The organism is Bradyrhizobium sp. UFLA05-89 (genome assembly GCF_059803475.1).
In genome coordinates this window covers 19052-35173 of record NZ_JBANBA010000100.1, presented here as the reverse complement: position 1 = coordinate 35173, position 16122 = coordinate 19052, and the positions used below count along the sequence as shown (strand labels likewise).

Annotated in this window: 15 protein-coding genes; 9 read left to right on the top strand and 6 right to left on the bottom strand. The window is 63.5% G+C overall.

The features are described 5' to 3' along the window. The first annotated feature begins 319 nt into the window (after positions 1-319). Both SO139_RS35495 and SO139_RS35490 read left to right on the top strand, forming a co-directional pair. On the top strand, positions 320-712 hold the full coding sequence (locus tag SO139_RS35495) for a DUF2946 domain-containing protein (RefSeq protein WP_449380465.1): 393 nt from the start codon (positions 320-322) through the stop codon (positions 710-712). A gap of 153 nt (positions 713-865) precedes the next feature. Beyond that, positions 866-3220, top strand: a complete 2355-nt coding sequence (locus SO139_RS35490; RefSeq protein WP_449380466.1) for a TonB-dependent receptor — start codon at positions 866-868, stop codon at positions 3218-3220. A gap of 86 nt (positions 3221-3306) precedes the next feature. Here the strand turns inward: SO139_RS35490 and SO139_RS35485 are convergent, their stop codons facing one another. Together SO139_RS35485 and SO139_RS35480 are read right to left on the bottom strand one after the other, a co-directional pair. Next, positions 3307-6309, bottom strand: coding sequence for a hypothetical protein (locus tag SO139_RS35485; protein ID WP_449380467.1), 3003 nt, complete (start codon positions 6307-6309; stop codon positions 3307-3309). A 162-nt stretch (positions 6310-6471) separates the two neighbouring features. Then, positions 6472-7218: a TetR/AcrR family transcriptional regulator gene (locus tag SO139_RS35480; RefSeq protein WP_449380468.1), complete on the bottom strand. Its 747-nt coding sequence runs from the start codon at positions 7216-7218 to the stop codon at positions 6472-6474. Between the two features lie 56 nt (positions 7219-7274). Here SO139_RS35480 and SO139_RS35475 point away from each other — a divergent pair, with 56 nt between their 5' ends. The 7 genes from SO139_RS35475 (at position 7275) to SO139_RS35445 (ending at position 12735) form a co-directional block, all read left to right on the top strand. Beyond that, positions 7275-8108 (top strand): sugar phosphate isomerase/epimerase family protein, encoded by an 834-nt coding sequence (locus SO139_RS35475; RefSeq protein WP_449380469.1) that lies wholly within the window; start codon positions 7275-7277, stop codon positions 8106-8108. A gap of 17 nt (positions 8109-8125) precedes the next feature. Then, positions 8126-9190 (top strand): Gfo/Idh/MocA family protein, encoded by a 1065-nt coding sequence (locus SO139_RS35470; protein ID WP_449380470.1) that lies wholly within the window; start codon positions 8126-8128, stop codon positions 9188-9190. Positions 9191-9269: 79 nt separating this feature from the next. Then, entirely contained in the window at positions 9270-9938 is a 669-nt protein-coding gene (locus SO139_RS35465) for an amino acid ABC transporter permease (RefSeq protein ID WP_449380471.1), read from the top strand. Between the two features lie 9 nt (positions 9939-9947). After that, the gene (locus tag SO139_RS35460) at positions 9948-10589 is read left to right on the top strand and encodes an amino acid ABC transporter permease (RefSeq protein WP_449380472.1); all 642 of its coding nucleotides are present in this window, start codon (positions 9948-9950) and stop codon (positions 10587-10589) included. A 29-nt stretch (positions 10590-10618) separates the two neighbouring features. Next, complete coding sequence (locus SO139_RS35455; RefSeq protein WP_498541466.1) at positions 10619-11461, top strand: transporter substrate-binding domain-containing protein; 843 nt, start codon at positions 10619-10621, stop codon at positions 11459-11461. Between the two features lie 11 nt (positions 11462-11472). Beyond that, positions 11473-12231, top strand: a complete 759-nt coding sequence (locus SO139_RS35450; RefSeq protein WP_449380474.1) for an amino acid ABC transporter ATP-binding protein — start codon at positions 11473-11475, stop codon at positions 12229-12231. Positions 12232-12336: 105 nt separating this feature from the next. Beyond that, the gene (locus tag SO139_RS35445; RefSeq protein ID WP_449380475.1) at positions 12337-12735 is read left to right on the top strand and encodes a VOC family protein; all 399 of its coding nucleotides are present in this window, start codon (positions 12337-12339) and stop codon (positions 12733-12735) included. 25 nt (positions 12736-12760) lie between these two features. On the opposite strand, the gene SO139_RS35440 is transcribed toward SO139_RS35445, so the two are convergent. The 4 genes from SO139_RS35440 to SO139_RS35425 are packed head-to-tail and all read right to left on the bottom strand — an operon-like array spanning position 12761 to position 16028. Continuing rightward, positions 12761-13276: a GNAT family N-acetyltransferase gene (locus SO139_RS35440; protein WP_449380476.1), complete on the bottom strand. Its 516-nt coding sequence runs from the start codon at positions 13274-13276 to the stop codon at positions 12761-12763. 54 nt (positions 13277-13330) lie between these two features. Next, positions 13331-14326, bottom strand: a complete 996-nt coding sequence (locus SO139_RS35435) for a glycosyltransferase family 2 protein (RefSeq protein WP_449380477.1) — start codon at positions 14324-14326, stop codon at positions 13331-13333. After that, positions 14323-15483 (bottom strand): hypothetical protein, encoded by a 1161-nt coding sequence (locus tag SO139_RS35430; RefSeq protein WP_449380478.1) that lies wholly within the window; start codon positions 15481-15483, stop codon positions 14323-14325. Before SO139_RS35430 ends, SO139_RS35435 begins: the two co-directional genes overlap by 4 nt. Before the next feature lie 53 nt (positions 15484-15536). Further along, complete coding sequence (locus tag SO139_RS35425; RefSeq protein ID WP_449380479.1) at positions 15537-16028, bottom strand: NUDIX domain-containing protein; 492 nt, start codon at positions 16026-16028, stop codon at positions 15537-15539. Positions 16029-16122: the final 94 nt, after the last annotated feature.

The window sequence follows — 16122 nt, the reverse complement described above, 5'->3', positions numbered from 1 at the left end:
GTGCTGTACTGCTCTCATCCAAAGACGTACCGTGCGGATGATTTTATGACACAGTAAGACTAAAGCGCGATGAGATTGGGATGAATCGTCATCGCGCTTTAGGTTATTGTTTGAGCATGATCTTTTCGGAAAACCGCTCCACACTTTTCCGGATCATGCTCTAGGACTACGAATTCCGTTGCATGAAGATCACATCGGGAGGCCGGCCACAGCGGCCGCGCCTCCCGCAGTTGACATGCGCGCCACGATCCTGCGATGTTACATTGTAACATCGTGATGGCCGGGGGATTGGCCCTCGCGATGCGGGGTGCGTTTTCCAATGAAGTGGTTCCGCTCGAACATCAGGCACGGTGCCCGGCTCGCGATCTTCGCGATGCTGGTGCAGTTCGCGTTGACCTTCGGCCACAGCCACTGGTTCGCGCGGGCTGCCCCGCTGCTCCAGTCGTCGCAACAGGCGAGCGGCATCGCGTCCGTCGATCGTGCAGCGCTACAGAAGCAGGCACCGGCAAATCCCGACCACGACCAGCAGGGCGACGACAATTGCGCGATCTGCGCCGTGGTCGCGATGGCGAGCACCGTGGTGTTCGCGACGCCGCCGCTGCTGCATCTGCCGCAGGCGGTCGAATTCCTCTACCGCACCACCGATGCCGAATTCATCCATCTGAAGTCGGCCAGCCACGCGTTCCAGCCGCGCGCGCCTCCCGCGTCCTGATCTCTCCAGCATTGAGCAAGCCTGGATTCGTTCGCTTTTGACACGCGGACGAGCACCCGGGAGCAGTTGAGGTCGAATTCCGTCAGATCAAGACGGCAGGTCGCCACGTACCCGCACATAGCTGTTGGTCGGCGCCTGATTGGAATCAGGACAATGACATCTTATCCAAGACGCGCGCAGCGTCTGAGCGGAGCGAGCTGGCTCGTGCTCGGCCTTGCCGCGACCCCCGCCATCGCACAGGACAAACCCTCCACAGAGCTACCGGCGGTCGAGGTAACCGCACCAAGCCCGATCGTGCGCAGAGCGATCGTGCCGGCGCGCCCGACGACGCGCGTCGCGCGTAGCGCCCCCACCCGCCACCGCGAGCATCCGCCGGAGCCAGCAGCAGAACCGGCGCCCGCCACGCCCCAGCAGGGTGTGCTGCCGGTCGTCACCAACCAGTTCGCAACCGTCACCGTCGTACCCAACGACGAGATCCGCCGCGACGGCGGCGGACAGCTCGGCGACCTCCTTTTCGCAAAGCCCGGCATCACCGGCTCGAGCTTCGCACCGGGCGCGTCGAGCCGGCCGATCATCCGGGGGCTCGACGTCAACCGTGTCGGCATCGTCGAAAACGGCACCAATGCAGGCGGCGCCTCCGATCTCGGCGAAGATCACTTCGTTCCGATCGATCCGCTCGCGACCAATCAGATCGAGGTGGTGCGCGGCCCCGCCGCCTTGCGCTACGGCTCGACCTCGATCGGCGGCGTGGTGAGCGCGACCAACAATCGCATTCCCGATGCCCTGCCCTCCTGCGCGCCCTCGTTCCAGAGCTACGGCATGCCGGCCAAGGCACCGCTCGCCACCGCTGAAACCTCGCCTTGCGTGACGGCCGAGACCCGCACCTCGTTCAGCTCGGTCGATCGCGGCGTCGAAAGCGGTCTCCTGCTCGATACCGGCGGCGGCAATTTCGCATTCCATGCCGATGTCTACGGCCGGAAGACGTCCGACTATTCGATTCCAAGCTATCCTTATTTGTTCGACCAGACGCGGCCGGTCGGCAGCCATCAGCCGAACTCGGCGACACAGGCTGACGGTGCGTCGATCGGCGGGTCCTACATCTTCACGGGCGGCTTCATCGGCGCGTCGATCACACAGAATGACGCACTCTATCATATCCCCGGCATCGATGGCGCGGATCACCAGACCCGCATCGACGCGCATCAGACCAAGATCAACGTCAAGGGCGAATACCGCCCCGATGCCGCCGCGATCGACACTATTCGCCTGTGGATGGGCGCCACCAACTACCGCCACAACGAGCTCGGGCTCGCCGATCCCGCCGACCCGACGACAGACGGTGTCCGGCAGACCTTCACCAACCGCGAAGAGGAGATGCGCATCGAAACGCAGCTGATGCCGTTCAATGCCCGCTTTGCCGAAGTGACGACCGCGTTCGGCTTCCAGGCCGGCCATCAGGAGCTGACGGCACCGAGCCCGGATAATCCCGGCACGCTGTTCAACGGCCTGTGGGACCCGAACCGCAACTATCGCGTTGCCGGTTACACCTTCAACGAGTTCAAATTCAGCGACCATACGAGGGCGCAGATCGCCGGCCGCGTCGAGCGCGTCGAACTGCACGGTTCGACGCCGGACTTCCCTGCGGATTTCCTGCCCGACGGCACGCCACAGACGAGCATCGTTCGCAATCCGTCCTTTACGCCGAAGAGCGGCAGCATCGGCCTGTTGCAGGATCTTCCGGGCGGCATGGTCGGCAGCATCACCGCGCAATATGTCGAGCGCGCACCAAAGCCTGCCGAGCTGTTTTCGCGCGGCGCGCATGATGCGACCGCGACATTCGACATCGGCAATCCGAACCTCACCATCGAGACGGCAAAATCCGTCGAGATCGGCCTGCGCAACGCCACGGGGCCGTTCCGCTTCGAGGCGACCGCCTACTACACCCACTTCGACAACTTCATCTATCGCCGGCTCACCGGCGTGATGTGCGGCGACGACTTTGCCTCATGCGGTACGCCGGGTGCCGAAGTGAACCAGGCCGTCTACTCGCAGGCGAACGCGAACTTCCGCGGCGGTGAATTCCAGTCGCAGCTCGACGTCGGAGCTATCCAGGGCGGGATCTGGGGCATCGAGACCCAGGGCGACGTGGTCCGCGCCACCTTCACCGACGGCACCAACGTGCCGCGGATTCCTCCCTTGAGGATGGGCGGCGGCCTATTCTGGCGCGACGACAACTGGCTGATGCGCGTCAACCTGTTGCACGCCTTCCCGCAGAACAACATCGCCGCGATCGCAGAGACGCCGACGCCGGGTTACAATCTGTTGAAGGCGGAAGTCAGCTACAAGACCAGGCTCAAGCCGAACGCCTTTGGCGCGCGCGAAATGCTGGTCGGTCTCGTCGGCAACAACCTCCTCAACGAGAACATCCGCAACTCGGTCTCCTATACCAAGGACGAGGTGTTGCTGCCCGGCATCGGCGTGCGCGCATTCGCGAACTTCAAGTTCTGAGCGCGATCAGATCAGGGCCGCCAAGGCGTGAGGGAATGCGCTCCCTCGCGCCTTGCGCGCGGCGTCTCGCGAGCTTGCTTCATCGTTCAACAGCTAATGACCATTCGCTGAATCTTCGAACGGTCATGCCTGAGTGCGAAAACGGATACGAGCAACCGATCCCTGCACGCCCTCATGAGCAGTTCGCCGACCTGCCGCTCGCGTGTCTTGAAGGAATGCGTCGTGCAACAGTCGGCGAGCACAAAGCCCTCCAGTTCGCCGAAGCAGTCGAAGATGATCTCGGCGACCTTCCCTGAGTACTCGACGACGTCGAGGCAGGGACTTGGGACTTCGACCGGCGCGCCATTCGGTGACGGTGGAATGGCATTAGGATCGCCCCCAAGCCCGGCGACGCGGTCCGCCAGAAATGCGACATACCGCTGCAGCACTGCAAACCACCGGTTTGACGGCGCGGTCTGCTGCAATCGCCATTTCATGATCGCCAGCGTGTCTTCCTCGGGGCGCAACATCACGGCAGACGTCGAGACCGGAATCCTGATCTGAAACGTCCCGATGACATATCGCCAGGAAAACGGTTGGCGCGGGACGGCGACGTCCGGATTGGCATTTCTCTCGCGCGTCGGCCTCTGGATCGGAACGTCGCGTTTCGAGACCTGCCGCCCCACGCGCCTGACGATGACGTTGAATTCCTCACCGGTGACGACGGTGGTGGGAAGGTCCACCGTGAGGAGACCCGCGAAGTTTTCACCCGCATTCATCGGAATCGGCACATAGGTGACGCCGCCCGTGATCTTGCACTGAACCGTATTCGTGTCTCCTGCCGTCAAGGCGTGTGCAGGATAGAGCTGCGACGCAAGGGCAAGCACGTCGGAGGCCTGAACCTGCGGCCAATAGATCGAGGCGACGCTCCCGCGTGGAATTTTGCCCCAGTCGATCATCAACTCGTCGACCTCTGTCTTCCGGCTGACCATGGCGCTCGGCCGGATATCGAATGTTTGCGGGATCCGATGCGTCGAGGCCGGCCCGGGATTGTCTGAGACCGTCACCTGGAGATTGCGCTGGGCCAGCTTGTCCGAGGCCTCGGGACGTGACCCGATGAAGATCGGGGCATCGTCGAATGCGATCTGGGCCACCAGACAGTGGTGAGTTCCCGCAAGCCACGCCAGGGCCTGCTTGCCGTCGATCACGTTGGCGGAATCATAAAGGTTCAGGAAGCACCCGTAATAGACCCAGATATTGTCCTTCCCGCTCGCGATCTCGATGTCGCGGTTGTTGACGCCTCCGTTGTCGTAATCGGTGTTGCCGGCAAGATTTCCGGTCGCGAAGAACGGTAGCGTGACGTGACCGGCGCCGACTTGGGGCGAACCAGGCAAGCCCGCCGCGTCCGGATTGAAGGGGTAGGTCGTGCTCGTTTGATAGTCCGTATCGGGGCTCTGCGTCACGAACAGCCTGAAGAACACACGGGCATTTTTGGCTTCGCCTGCCGGTCCCGCTGTACCGCGCATGCGGACTCTCGCCACCGCGAAGTTGTAGTTGTTGAAGATCTTGAACGTTGGCGGGAACGTGGGAGTGAGCTGGATCGTGAATGGAGTCACGGAGGAATCGGCCTGCAGCGCCGCCCCCTGGCTCGGGAGAATCGAGTTGAAGGGGTCGGCTCCTGCCGGGTCGCTGAAGTTATTGTTCAGGAACGTGAGCAGGTCCTGGATGTAGGTGAACGCGCCGTTGACGCTGTCACTTGCAAAGGCCGGCGCACCGGCAACCGGATGCTGGGACAGGCCGGGCGTCGCAGTGAAGACCCTGAGGTCCTGGCTCAGATAGAAAACATTGTTCTGGGTCGGATCGACATTGGTGAAGTAGGGGTCTGCACCCGCCACTAATTCGAACAGCGTCGAAGCGTTCGTGCCCGGCACCCTGTTGCCATCGGTCGCAAGGAACGCATCAAGTTCAAAAGTCTGACTGCCGGACGTCGGGAAGTCCGCGAGCGCCACACTCGAGAACGTGATGTCGAAGGGAACTCGAATCCTCTGCTGGGCTCCGGGATCTGCACCGTTCTCGAAATCGATGTTCGGGTTCTGCGTGATCGTGACCCCGTTCAGGTTGGCGAACGCTCCCGTCGGCAGCGGCACCGTGACGTTGAGAGAGCTGAACGTGTTCTTGCTGAATCCGTCAACGACGAGCCAGAACGCCTGCTCGAACGTCCCGCCGCTGGTGTTGATGACATCCTGCACCTCATCCTTGCCGAAGGTGTCCTTGTCCACCAGGAAGGTCAACGTTCCCGTCGGAAGAATGCAGGCGTTGTCCGCCTTGCTCCAGTAGGCCTGGACGGAGCAATTGACGCCGTCGACGTCAATCGTCGCGAACTGGTTGTTGCAGGTGTCGCCGATCTCGTCGTTGGTGACCGTCGTTCCGTCGGGATTGGTGCCGTTGACCAGGATGCTGTTGTTCGAGGTATCGACGTCGGGGTTGGTGCACGCCTCGATCAACTCGTGGGAAAAGACCTTGGTGACGCAATTGTGCCCCGTGAGCGAGCCCGTATTGTCCACCCACGCGTAGTATCCTGTGACGCCCTTGTAGGTGAAACTCTGGTGCTGCCCGACGAAGTTGTTGGTCGTCGTCAGCTTGTTGTTGATGCCCGGCGGCACGATGACGGCGTAGAAGCGGTTGTGGCCGGATGCCGGCGGCGGCATGCTCGTATGGTCGAGCCGGTCCTTGAGCATCGTCTTCACGTCATCGTCGGTATACTGATCCACCGGGCTGGTGCTGTCGTTGAGGTCGGTGAAGATCAGCGTGCCCTGCGCGACGCCGCGATACTGGCGCAGGCCGCCCATGTAGGGGCCCGTGAGAATGCCGATAATCGCTTGCTTGTACTCGTCGCTGGAAGGAGACGGAGCAGGCGTCGTGGTCCAGAAGCTGCCCCAAAAGACCAGGATCACCTCGACGTCGGTCAGCACGCGTCCGCCGCCGTCAGTCGTGCTGGTCACCGTATAGTCTGCGGAAAACTGCTCATCGCCGGCTCTCGGTTGACTGTCCGGATGCGCGCGCTCGACGATCCCGCTCAATTTTTTTGATCGGCTGGCCTTCCTGGGCATCTCTCCCTCCGCTCCACTGGCCACCCCGTTTGAAGACTACTACCTGTACGGGAGTTCCAGTGTGAAGTGGCTCACCAGCCATCACACGTCGGGTACATCAGCGCCAAGATGCGATCATCGCGCAGAAGACAATCGATGGTGCCGCCTCCTCCGCGTCCGAGGTCATCGATCCTTTCTGACGTAGCGCCAGAGCAGGTCGGCGATCTCGGCGCGGCGCTGGGCTCTCGCCTTTGGCGATGACATGTCGAAGGCGAATTGCGCCTCGAAGGTATGACGGTTGGCGACCGAGAAGAAGCTCAGCGCGTTCAGCGTCATGTGCAGTTCGATCGGGTCGATGCCCGGCCGGATCACGCCGCCGGCGACGCCGCGCTTCAGCACATCGGCGATCTGGCTGATGCTCGGCTGCGTCATCTCCTTGAGCTTCCGGCTGACCGCGATGTGCCGTCCGCGATGGATGTTCTCGATCGACACGAGGCGGACGAACTGTGGATGGGCCTGGTGGTAGTCGAAGGTGAATTCGGCGAGGGCGCGGATCGCAGCTTCCGGCGCCAGGGCTTCGAGGTGAAGGCCCTCCTCCGCGGCGCGCATCCCGGCATAGGCCATCTCCAGCACCGCGATGAACAGCTCTTCCTTGGAGTTGAAGTAGTAGAAGACCAACCGCTTGGTGACGTCGGCGCGCGCGGCGATCGCATCGGTGTTGCTGCCGGAGAGGCCGTTCTCGGCGAACTCCTCGAAGGCGATGTCGAGGATCTCCTGCCGTGTCCGCTCGCGGTCGCGCCGCTTGATCGGCGCAGGCTTGGCCCCCCGCGCGGGCTGCTTCTTCACGCTTGGCATCTGGCAGTTCGGCCCTTCGCTGCGGCCGCATGCCGCCTCGCCTCCATCAATAGCCCAATCGAAGGCACTTGACATCAATTATCCCGTCGATTAATTACTAATTATCCCACTGATTAATTATGCAGGCGATGATGACCCCGCTCGGCTTGGCCCACCTCACCGCATTGCCGCTCGCGCCGGCCACGCTGGTCGCCGAGGCTGCGCGGGCCGGCTTTTCCGCGGTCGGATTGCGCGTCATCCCGGCAACCAGCGATGGGCCGGCCTATCCGACAGAGGTCGGCACCGAGGCCCACCGCGCGCTCAAGCGCGTGCTGGTTGGCGAGGGCGTGCGGGTCAGCGACATCGAGCTCGTCCAGCTCACACCCGCCCTCGACGTCTCCTCGCTTGCGAGCCGTCTCGAGGCCGGAGCCGATCTCGGCGCCGCAGCGGTCATCGCTTCCGGCGACGATCCGGATGGGCCCCGGCTCACCGCGCATTTCGCCGAGCTCTGTCAGCTCGCCGCATCCTTTGGCCTGCGCGTCGACCTCGAATTCATGCGCTGGCGCGCGATCGGCAGCCTGCCGCAGGCCGCAGCGGTCGTGCGCGAAGCAGGCCAGATGAACGGCGCCATACTGGTCGACGCGTTGCATCTGACGCGCTCGGGTGGCCGGGCCGCCGATCTGATCCCGCTTCCCGACCAGTGGCTGCGCGCCGCGCAACTCTGTGATGCCACCGCCGTACCGCCAGCAACGGAAACCGCCATCATCGCCGAGGCACGCGAAGGACGGCTGCCGCCCGGAGATGGCGCCTTGCCGCTGGGTGCACTCCTGGAGGCGCTTCCTGCCGACACCAGCCTCAGCGTCGAAATGCCGTTGCGGGCGCTGGATGCAAGAGAGCGGATCGCCACGGCATTCAACGCAACCAGGCACTTGCTCGAAGGCTGGCCCCGCGGCGCCGGACGCCGCGGCTGTCGCGGCTGGGCCTAACCAACGGAACGCATGACATGACGAAGATCAGGATTGGCGTAATCGGCGCGGGATTGATCGGGCGCAAGCATCTGCGCAAGCTGGCCGAGCACGGCGACTATGAGCTCGTTGGCATCGCCGACGTGAATGCCGAGCAGGTCGCAGCCGAGCAGCCCGGCGCGCGCGTCTTCGGGGATTACCGAAAGCTGCTCGACGAGGCGCGGCCGGAGGCCGTGGTCATCGCGTCCCCCAATCAGCTTCACGCCGAGAACGGCATCGCCTGCGCGAGGCGCGGCATCCACATCCTGATCGAGAAGCCGGTCACCGATACGCTACAGACTTCCGCCGATCTGATCGCCGAGGTCCGCAAGGCCGGCATCAAGTCGCTGGTTGGCCATCACCGCCGCCATCATGAGCAGGTGAAGACGTTGAAGGCACTGCTCTTGCAGGGCCGGATCGGCGACGTCGTCGGCGTCTCCGCGATCTGGGCGACGCACAAGCCGGCGGAGTATTTCAAGGTCGCGCCATGGCGCTCCCAGGCGGGTGGCGGCCCGATCCTGATCAACCTGATCCACGAGATCGATTTCATGCGCTTTGCGATCGGCGAGATCGTCGCGGTCTCGGCGATCGCCGCAAACCGCCAGCGCGGCTTTGCAGTGGAGGACACCGCGGCAGCGTTGGTGGAATTCGAGAACGGCGCGCTCGGCACGTTCTTCCTCAGCGACTGTGCGGTCAGCCCCTGGACGATGGAGCAGGGACTCGGCGAGTCGCCGGAGTTTCCCTACAGCGGGCAGAGCAGCTACCGCGTGATGGGCCGCCGCGGCACGCTCGAATTTCCGAGCCTCGACCAATGGACGCAGGAAGGCGATGCGCAGGACTGGAACAGGCCGATCCAGTCCCAGGCCAACCATGCGGGATCGATCGATCCTTACGTCGCCCAGCTCGATCACTTCCGCGATGTCATTCGCGGCGTGACGCCGTCGCTGCAGCCGGTCGAGGACGGCGCGCGCAGCCTGCTTGTGACACTCGCCATTGCTGAGGCCGCCACGTCGGGACGGCGCATCGATCTGCGCGAGCGCCACGGGGCACTCTCGACGTCATAGCGCGAAGGTTCTCGCCATCGTCGGACGAACAGGAACGGGTGAAGCCACGCCAAGAGGGCCGCCCGGAGGGAGGAGTGAGTTGAGCTATCAGTTCGATTTCGGACCCGTGCTCGACGGTCTGCCGGACCTGCTCTGGGGCTGCGCCGGCACGCTCGGCCTGGCGCTGTCGGGCATGGTGTTGGCGCTCATTATCGGGATCGGCGGCGTGGTGCTGCGCGATTCCCGCCTCGCAGCACTGCGCTGGCTGGTCATGGCGTTTGTCGAGCTGATCCGCAACACGCCGTTCCTCGGCCAGATCTACTTCGTCTTCTTCGCATTGCCGATGGTGGGCATCCGCCTCGATCCCACGCTGACCGCGATCATCGCGCTCGGCGTCAACGGGGGCGCCTATGCGATCGAGATCATCCGCGGCGGCGTACAGTCGATCAACAAGGGGCAGATCGAGGCGGGACTGGCACTCGGCCTGAGCCGCCCCCTGATCTTCCGCCTGATCGTTTTGAAGCCGGCGTTGCGCGCGATTTTCCCATCGCTGACCAGCCAGTTCATCATGCTGACGCTGACGACGAGCATCGCATCCGCGATCTCCGCCTATGAGCTGACCTCGGTCGGCCAGTCGATCGAGACCAATACGTTCCGCAGCTTCGAGGTCTATGGCGTCGTCACACTGCTCTATCTCGCGATGTCGTGGATGCTCATGCAGATGTTTGCGCACATCAACGCGCGCTTCCTCAGCTATCCCCTCAAGTGAGAGCGTCCCATGGACAAGAACCAGTTTCTGTTTCTGTTCGGCGGCCTCAAATGGACGCTCGCGCTGTCCGCGATCGGCTTCGTGCTCGGCTCGGTCGCCGGCCTCGGCGTTGCACTCGCGCGTACCTCCGGCATTCGCTGGCTCGAGCGCGCCACTGCCGGCTACATCGCGCTGTTCCAGGGCACCCCACTGCTGATGCAGCTCTTCGTGGTCTATTACGGGCTCGCCCTCGCGGGGCTGAAGCTCGATCCCTGGGTCTCGGTCTCGATCGGCTTCACCCTGCATGCCGGCGCTTTCCTCGGCGAAATCTGGCGCGGTTCGATCGAGGCGGTGCCGCGCGGCCAGGTCGAGGCAGCCAAGGCGCTCAGCCTCAAATACTTCGACCGAATGCGAGACGTCGTGCTGCCGCAGGCGATCCGCATCTCGCTGCCCGCGACGATCGGATTCCTGGTGCAGTTGATCAAGGGCACCTCGCTCGCCGCCATCATCGGCTTCACCGAGCTGATGCGCGCCGGAACGATCGTCTCCAACCAGAACTTCAAGCCGCTGCTCGTGCTGGGTCTGGTCTGCGCGCTCTATTTCGCGCTGTGCTGGCCGCTGTCGATCTACGGCACCTGGCTCGAGCGGCGCCTCGTCACGGCAGCACGTTGAACAGTGCCCCACAAACCTAGGAGGAAATGATGGACAAGAACAGGACAACGCAACTCAATCGCCGTCACATCCTGGCACTCGGCGTGGGCGCCATGGCTTCGCCATTCGTGCTGTCCCGTCCGGCCTTTGCCGTGACGCCGTCGGAGATCAAGGCGCGGGGCAAGGTGCTGATCGGAATCCAGGGCGATAATCCACCCTGGGGATTCGTCAATTCGTCCGGCAGGCAGGAGGGTCTTGACGCTGACCTTTCCGAGCTGTTTGGGAGGGAGCTCGGTGTATCCGTGGAATTTACGCCATTGGCGGTTGCCAATCGCATCCCGGCGCTGACCTCCGGACGCGTCGACATCCTGTTTGCGACCATGGCGATGCTGCCGGAGCGCGCCAAGGCGGTGCAATTCTCAAGACCCTACGGCGCCAATATCATCACCTTCATCGCGCCGAAGGAGATGGAGATCAAATCGCCCGCCGACATGGGAAAATACGTCATCGGCGTTGCACGCGGCAGCGTGCAGGACACCGACGTGACCAAGGCGGCTCCTCCCGGCACCACCATCCGCCGCTTCGACGGCGATGCGCCGACCATGCAGGCGCTGTTGTCCGGTCAGGTGCAGGCAGTCGGCGGCAACATCTTCTACGTTCCGCGCCTGAATGAATCGAAACCCGGCTATTACGAGAACAAGCTCGAATTCACAAAACTCTACAACGGCGCCTGCACGCGGCTTGGCGAGAAGGACATCAATGCCTTCGTGAACGCCTTCATCGACAAGATCATCGCCAGCGGCGAATGGGCCAGGATCTATCCGAAGTGGATGAACAACCCGCTGCCGGCCTTTCCCGACAGCATTCCCGGCATCCCCTTCACCGCCAGCTGACGGAGAGCATCATGTCGGTTGCAGCCACGACGGACCCGATGATCGCAATGCGCGGCGTCAACAAATGGTATGGCACGTACCAGGTGCTCACCGACATCAATCTGGCGGTCCGTGCGAGTGAGAAGATCGTTCTGTGCGGGCCGTCCGGATCGGGCAAGTCCACCCTGATCCGTTGCATCAACGCGCTGGAGACCTATCAGAAGGGCGAGATCGTCGTCGACGGCGCCCATCTGGGCGGGCAAGGCAAGGCCATCGATACCGTGCGCCGCGAGGTCGGCATGGTGTTCCAGCAATTCAACCTGTTTCCGCACATGACGGTGCTGGAGAACTGCACGCTGGCGCCGATCCGCTCGCGCGGAATACCGCGCTTAGAGGCCGAGGAGACCGCGCGACGGCTGCTCGACCGTGTCAAAATCCTCAATCAGGTGGACAAATACCCGGCGCAACTGTCCGGCGGTCAGCAGCAGCGCGCGGCGATCGCGCGTGCGCTCTGCATGGAGCCGAAAGTGATGCTGTTCGATGAGCCAACATCGGCGCTCGACCCCGAAATGGTCAAGGAGGTGCTCGACACCATGATCGGTCTGGCAACGGACGGCATGACCATGATCTGCGTCACCCATGAAATGGGGTTCGCCCGGCAGGTCGCCGATCGCGTGATCTTCATGGCGGAGGGACGGATCGTCGAGGAAGCGGAGCCGGAGACCTTCTTCAGGACGCCGCAGCATGAGCGCACCAGGAAGTTTCTGGGCGAGATTCTGTCGCAGCATTGAGGCCGCATCGGTGCTGACCGCTGCTGACAGGACGCTGTCAGCAGCGCGGCGTTACGGGTCCGTTGTCGCAACGGGAGCGCCCCGGAATGGACAGGAGATAACGCCGTGAAATTTGCTTCCACTCGTCTGATCGCCGCCGACATCAGGGCCCTTGTCGGCTTTTATGAAAAAGTGACGGGCAAGACGGCAGAATGGCCGGCGCCTGTGTTTGCCGAAATAGTCACCCCTTCGGCCACACTCGCTTTCGGCAGCGTCGAGACGGTGGCGCTCTTCAAGGAGGGAAGCGCAGAGCCCGCCTCAAATCGCACCGCCATCATCGAGTTGCAGGTCGAAGACGTGGAAGCCGAATTTGCGAGATTGAAAGACGAGGTCGAGGTGGTGCACGCGCCGAAGATGATGCCCTGGGGAAATTGCGCGGCCCAGTTCCGCGATCCCGAAGGCACGCTGGTGAGCCTTTACACGCCCGTCAGCGAGGCTGCAAAAAAGCGGTTCGGATCGCGATAGAGCGGACGGGGAAGTGCACCCCTCCCTACTTCCGCGCCCTGCTCCAGTCGGGGCCGACAGCTCCCGACACGCCTTCGAACGCGCCATCGACGAGCTCGAAGACGAGGATGCGGCTGGCGTCGACCGGACCCGGCATGGTGACGCTGCCTTTCGGCACCGGCTTGAAGCCGATGCGCCCGTAATAGGGCTCGTCGCCGACCAGCAGCACGATGGCGTGGCCTTGCGCCTTCGCATCCTTGAGCGCGCGGTCGAGCAGCAGGCGACCGACGCCGCGGCCGCGGAACGGCGGCTCGACGGTGAGCGGGCCGAGCAGCAGCGCCCTGGTGTCGCCGATCGTGATCGGCAGTTGGCGCACCGACCCGACCATCAGTGTGCCGATGCGGGCGGTGAAGGAGAGCTCGAGCAAATGGTCGACGTGCTCGCGGATGCGGTAGGCGCTGAGCACGAAGCGGCCGGGGCCGAAGGTACGCTCGTGCAGCCGCTCGATCGCCTGCGCATCGCCGGCGGCCTCGGGAAGGATGGTGACTGAGAGATCGTTCATGTCAGCACAGCGTTTTCGAGCGAAGTGGGCACCGGTTCGCGTTAAGAAAACGCGTCAATACAAAGAGCGGGATAGCATTTGAGACGGCGGAGGTCCATCGGCGCGACGCTCGCCTGCGTTCCTGTTCAGCGCCGGCTGGGACAAATAGGCGAGCATCTTCATTTCGCGCCGTCCTCGCGTGACCGTGTCGAGCACGAGCCCCGACGACACCGACAACAGCGCCATGATCATCAAGCCCATCGACAGCACGGCCGTCGGCAGGCGCGGCACGAGGCCGGTCTCGATGAAGGTGATCACAATTGGGATCGCCAGGATGACCGACATCAGCGCCAGCAGGATTCCGATCATCGTGAAGAAGCGCAGCGGCCGCTCGGAGCGGTAGAGCTTGAGCATGGTGCCGAGGATACGAAAACCGTCCCGCCAGGTGTTGAGCTTCGAGAACGACCCTTCGGGGCGCGCGTAGTAGGGCGTCTCGACCTCGGCGACCGGCAGCGACAGTTCCAGCGCATAGACCGCAAGCTCGGTCTCGATCTCGAAGCCGTCGGAGAGCACGGGGAAGGACTTGACGAACCGGCGCGAGAACACGCGGTAGCCGGACAGGATGTCGTTGAAGGCCTCGCCGAAGGTCGACGACAGGAAGCCCGTCAGCATGCGGTTGCCGGTGCGGTGGCCGAGCCGGTAGGCAGCCTCTGCCTGATCGACGCGAAGGCCGACGACCATGTCGAGATGCTCGTCGAGGAGCTTATCGATCATGCGCGATACGCTCGGCGCATCATAGGTCGCATCGCCGTCGACCAGCACATAGACGTCGGCCTCGACGTCGGCGAACATGCGGCGCACCACGTGGCCCTTGCCCTGCCGCCGCTCGCTGCGCACGATCGCGCCGGCGTCGCACGCAACGCCTGCGGTGCGGTCGCGCGAATTGTTGTCGTAGACATAGATCTCGGCCGAGGGCAGCGCCTTGCGGAAATCGGCGACGACGGTCGCAACCGCAGCCTCCTCGTTGTAGCAGGGCACCAGCACGGCGATGCGAAGTTCCGTCGATGTCATCGCGCCAGCGCTCCAACGCTTGCCGCCCCATGACGGAGCGGCGCCTCTTCCGAGGCTTCCACCGGCTGCATCAGCGCGGCAAAGGACAGGCTCCACAGCGTCAGCATCGCAATCGGCACGACGTAGTAGGACGTGAAGACCGGATGGCTGAAGAAGAAGACGAGATTGACCAGGAGATTGCCGGCGGCGACGAACGCGACCTGCCGCACGCCGCCCTCGCCCATCCACAACTGCCAGGCGGTCGAGCCGATCGCGAGCATGATTACCGCGAACTGCATGTCGCTCAGATACTGGCCGAGCACGCTGAGACTGAACGCAGGCGCGACCACGTCGGCACCACCATAGGTGGTGGCCAGCGGACTGCCGGCGTTGATGGCCTGGGCGATCAAGGTCGGCGCCATGCCGACCAGGACCGCAATGCCGAAGCCAAGGCCCTGCGCAAAGCTGATGAGCTTGCGCGACCACACGAAGGGAATGCCGAGGAACAGGAAATAACCGGCCGCGAGCAGCGCATTGGGCAGGCGGAAATTGACGGACAGCCCCAACAGGAGGCCGATCAGCACGACGGGCCACAGGCTCTGCCGCGCCCTGACCAGCCACCACGCGGTCAAGAATCCTGCGCCAGCGCAGACCGCCATGGTCGGTGCGATCGAATAGCTCGCCTTGGCCGGGTTGATCATGAGGTAGACAGCGAGCGCGCCGAACATGCCGGCACCCGCCGTCAACGGCAGCGTGCGCGCCGCGAAGATGCCGAGCAGCGCAAGGGCACAGACGATCAGGCTCGCGCTGACATAGAGCGGCACCACCTGATGACCGGCCGGAAACAGCGCGAGCAGCGCGCCCGTGCCGGGCGGATATTGCAGCACGAATTTGCCATTGCTGCCGTTCGGCATGGGCGTGTGGCAGGGCCAGCGCGCCGGCTCCTGCCACCCGGGATAGGCGATCTCCTTCAGCTTGCCCTCGAAATAATGATCGTAATCCAGCACCGCATTCGTGTTGAGTCCACCGATGCCGAAGCGCTGAAACAGATGCGCCTGACGCAGATAGCAGACATCGTCATAGACGCCGCGCGCCTCGTTCCAGCGTGACATCGTCACGATGTTGCTGGCGAGGATCGCAAGGCAGATCAGGCCGAAGGTGATTTTGAGGCTCGTCATCCGGTGTCCGTGGCGTCCTTAGGAAAGCGCCGCCCTAGTAGCATAGCCGCGCCTCATCGCCACGTCGCAGTCTGCGGGCGGCCTTCCAGCACCTCCGCGATCCGCAGCCGCGTGCCGGGCGTGGTGCCCTCGGGCAGGGCGGAGCTTGCGAAGAACCCGCATTCGATGATCTCGCGGTTGGGCTCCGGCAGGCGCTCCTGGCTGAACTCCCTGACCACATAGACCGCGACATGGTCGCGGCGCGAGACGTGGCTGTTCAGGAAGATGCCGTGCAGCACCGCCTCGCCGGTGAGGTCGATGTCGCCCTCCTCCTTCAATTCGCGCCGCATTGCAGCTTCCATGGTTTCACCGAGATCGACACCGCCGCCCGGCAGATACCAGCCGTTGACATAGCTGTGCCTGACCAGGAAGACGTGATTGTCCCGGTCCAGCACCACGGCGCGGACGCCAAGCGTCATGCCGCGGACGAGCAGGAAGTAGGTGTGAAAGACGCGGCGCAGCAGGTACTCGTATTTCCGTCGCATCTGGTCCAGACGTCCTGCCATCAGGCTCCTTCCAAAACCCTCTTGCAAGCTTTCCATGAAGCTTTCCTTGCGTCGCAAGACAGACCTTGCCATTACAGCACGCGAATAGCGAGGC

What these genes read in the sequence shown, in the direction of transcription:
- SO139_RS35495 (WP_449380465.1), top strand. Translation starts at nt 320, where the DNA reads ATGAAGTGGTTCCGCTCGAACATCAGGCACGGTGCCCGGCTCGCGATC.
- SO139_RS35490 (WP_449380466.1), top strand. Translation starts at nt 866, where the DNA reads ATGACATCTTATCCAAGACGCGCGCAGCGTCTGAGCGGAGCGAGCTGG.
- SO139_RS35485 (WP_449380467.1), bottom strand. Translation starts at nt 6,309, where the DNA reads ATGCCCAGGAAGGCCAGCCGATCAAAAAAATTGAGCGGGATCGTCGAG.
- SO139_RS35480 (WP_449380468.1), bottom strand. Translation starts at nt 7,218, where the DNA reads ATGTCAAGTGCCTTCGATTGGGCTATTGATGGAGGCGAGGCGGCATGC.
- SO139_RS35475 (WP_449380469.1), top strand. Translation starts at nt 7,275, where the DNA reads ATGACCCCGCTCGGCTTGGCCCACCTCACCGCATTGCCGCTCGCGCCG.
- SO139_RS35470 (WP_449380470.1), top strand. Translation starts at nt 8,126, where the DNA reads ATGACGAAGATCAGGATTGGCGTAATCGGCGCGGGATTGATCGGGCGC.
- SO139_RS35460 (WP_449380472.1), top strand. Translation starts at nt 9,948, where the DNA reads ATGGACAAGAACCAGTTTCTGTTTCTGTTCGGCGGCCTCAAATGGACG.
- SO139_RS35455 (WP_498541466.1), top strand. Translation starts at nt 10,619, where the DNA reads ATGGACAAGAACAGGACAACGCAACTCAATCGCCGTCACATCCTGGCA.
- SO139_RS35450 (WP_449380474.1), top strand. Translation starts at nt 11,473, where the DNA reads ATGTCGGTTGCAGCCACGACGGACCCGATGATCGCAATGCGCGGCGTC.
- SO139_RS35440 (WP_449380476.1), bottom strand. Translation starts at nt 13,276, where the DNA reads ATGAACGATCTCTCAGTCACCATCCTTCCCGAGGCCGCCGGCGATGCG.
- SO139_RS35435 (WP_449380477.1), bottom strand. Translation starts at nt 14,326, where the DNA reads ATGACATCGACGGAACTTCGCATCGCCGTGCTGGTGCCCTGCTACAAC.
- SO139_RS35430 (WP_449380478.1), bottom strand. Translation starts at nt 15,483, where the DNA reads ATGACGAGCCTCAAAATCACCTTCGGCCTGATCTGCCTTGCGATCCTC.
- SO139_RS35425 (WP_449380479.1), bottom strand. Translation starts at nt 16,028, where the DNA reads ATGGCAGGACGTCTGGACCAGATGCGACGGAAATACGAGTACCTGCTG.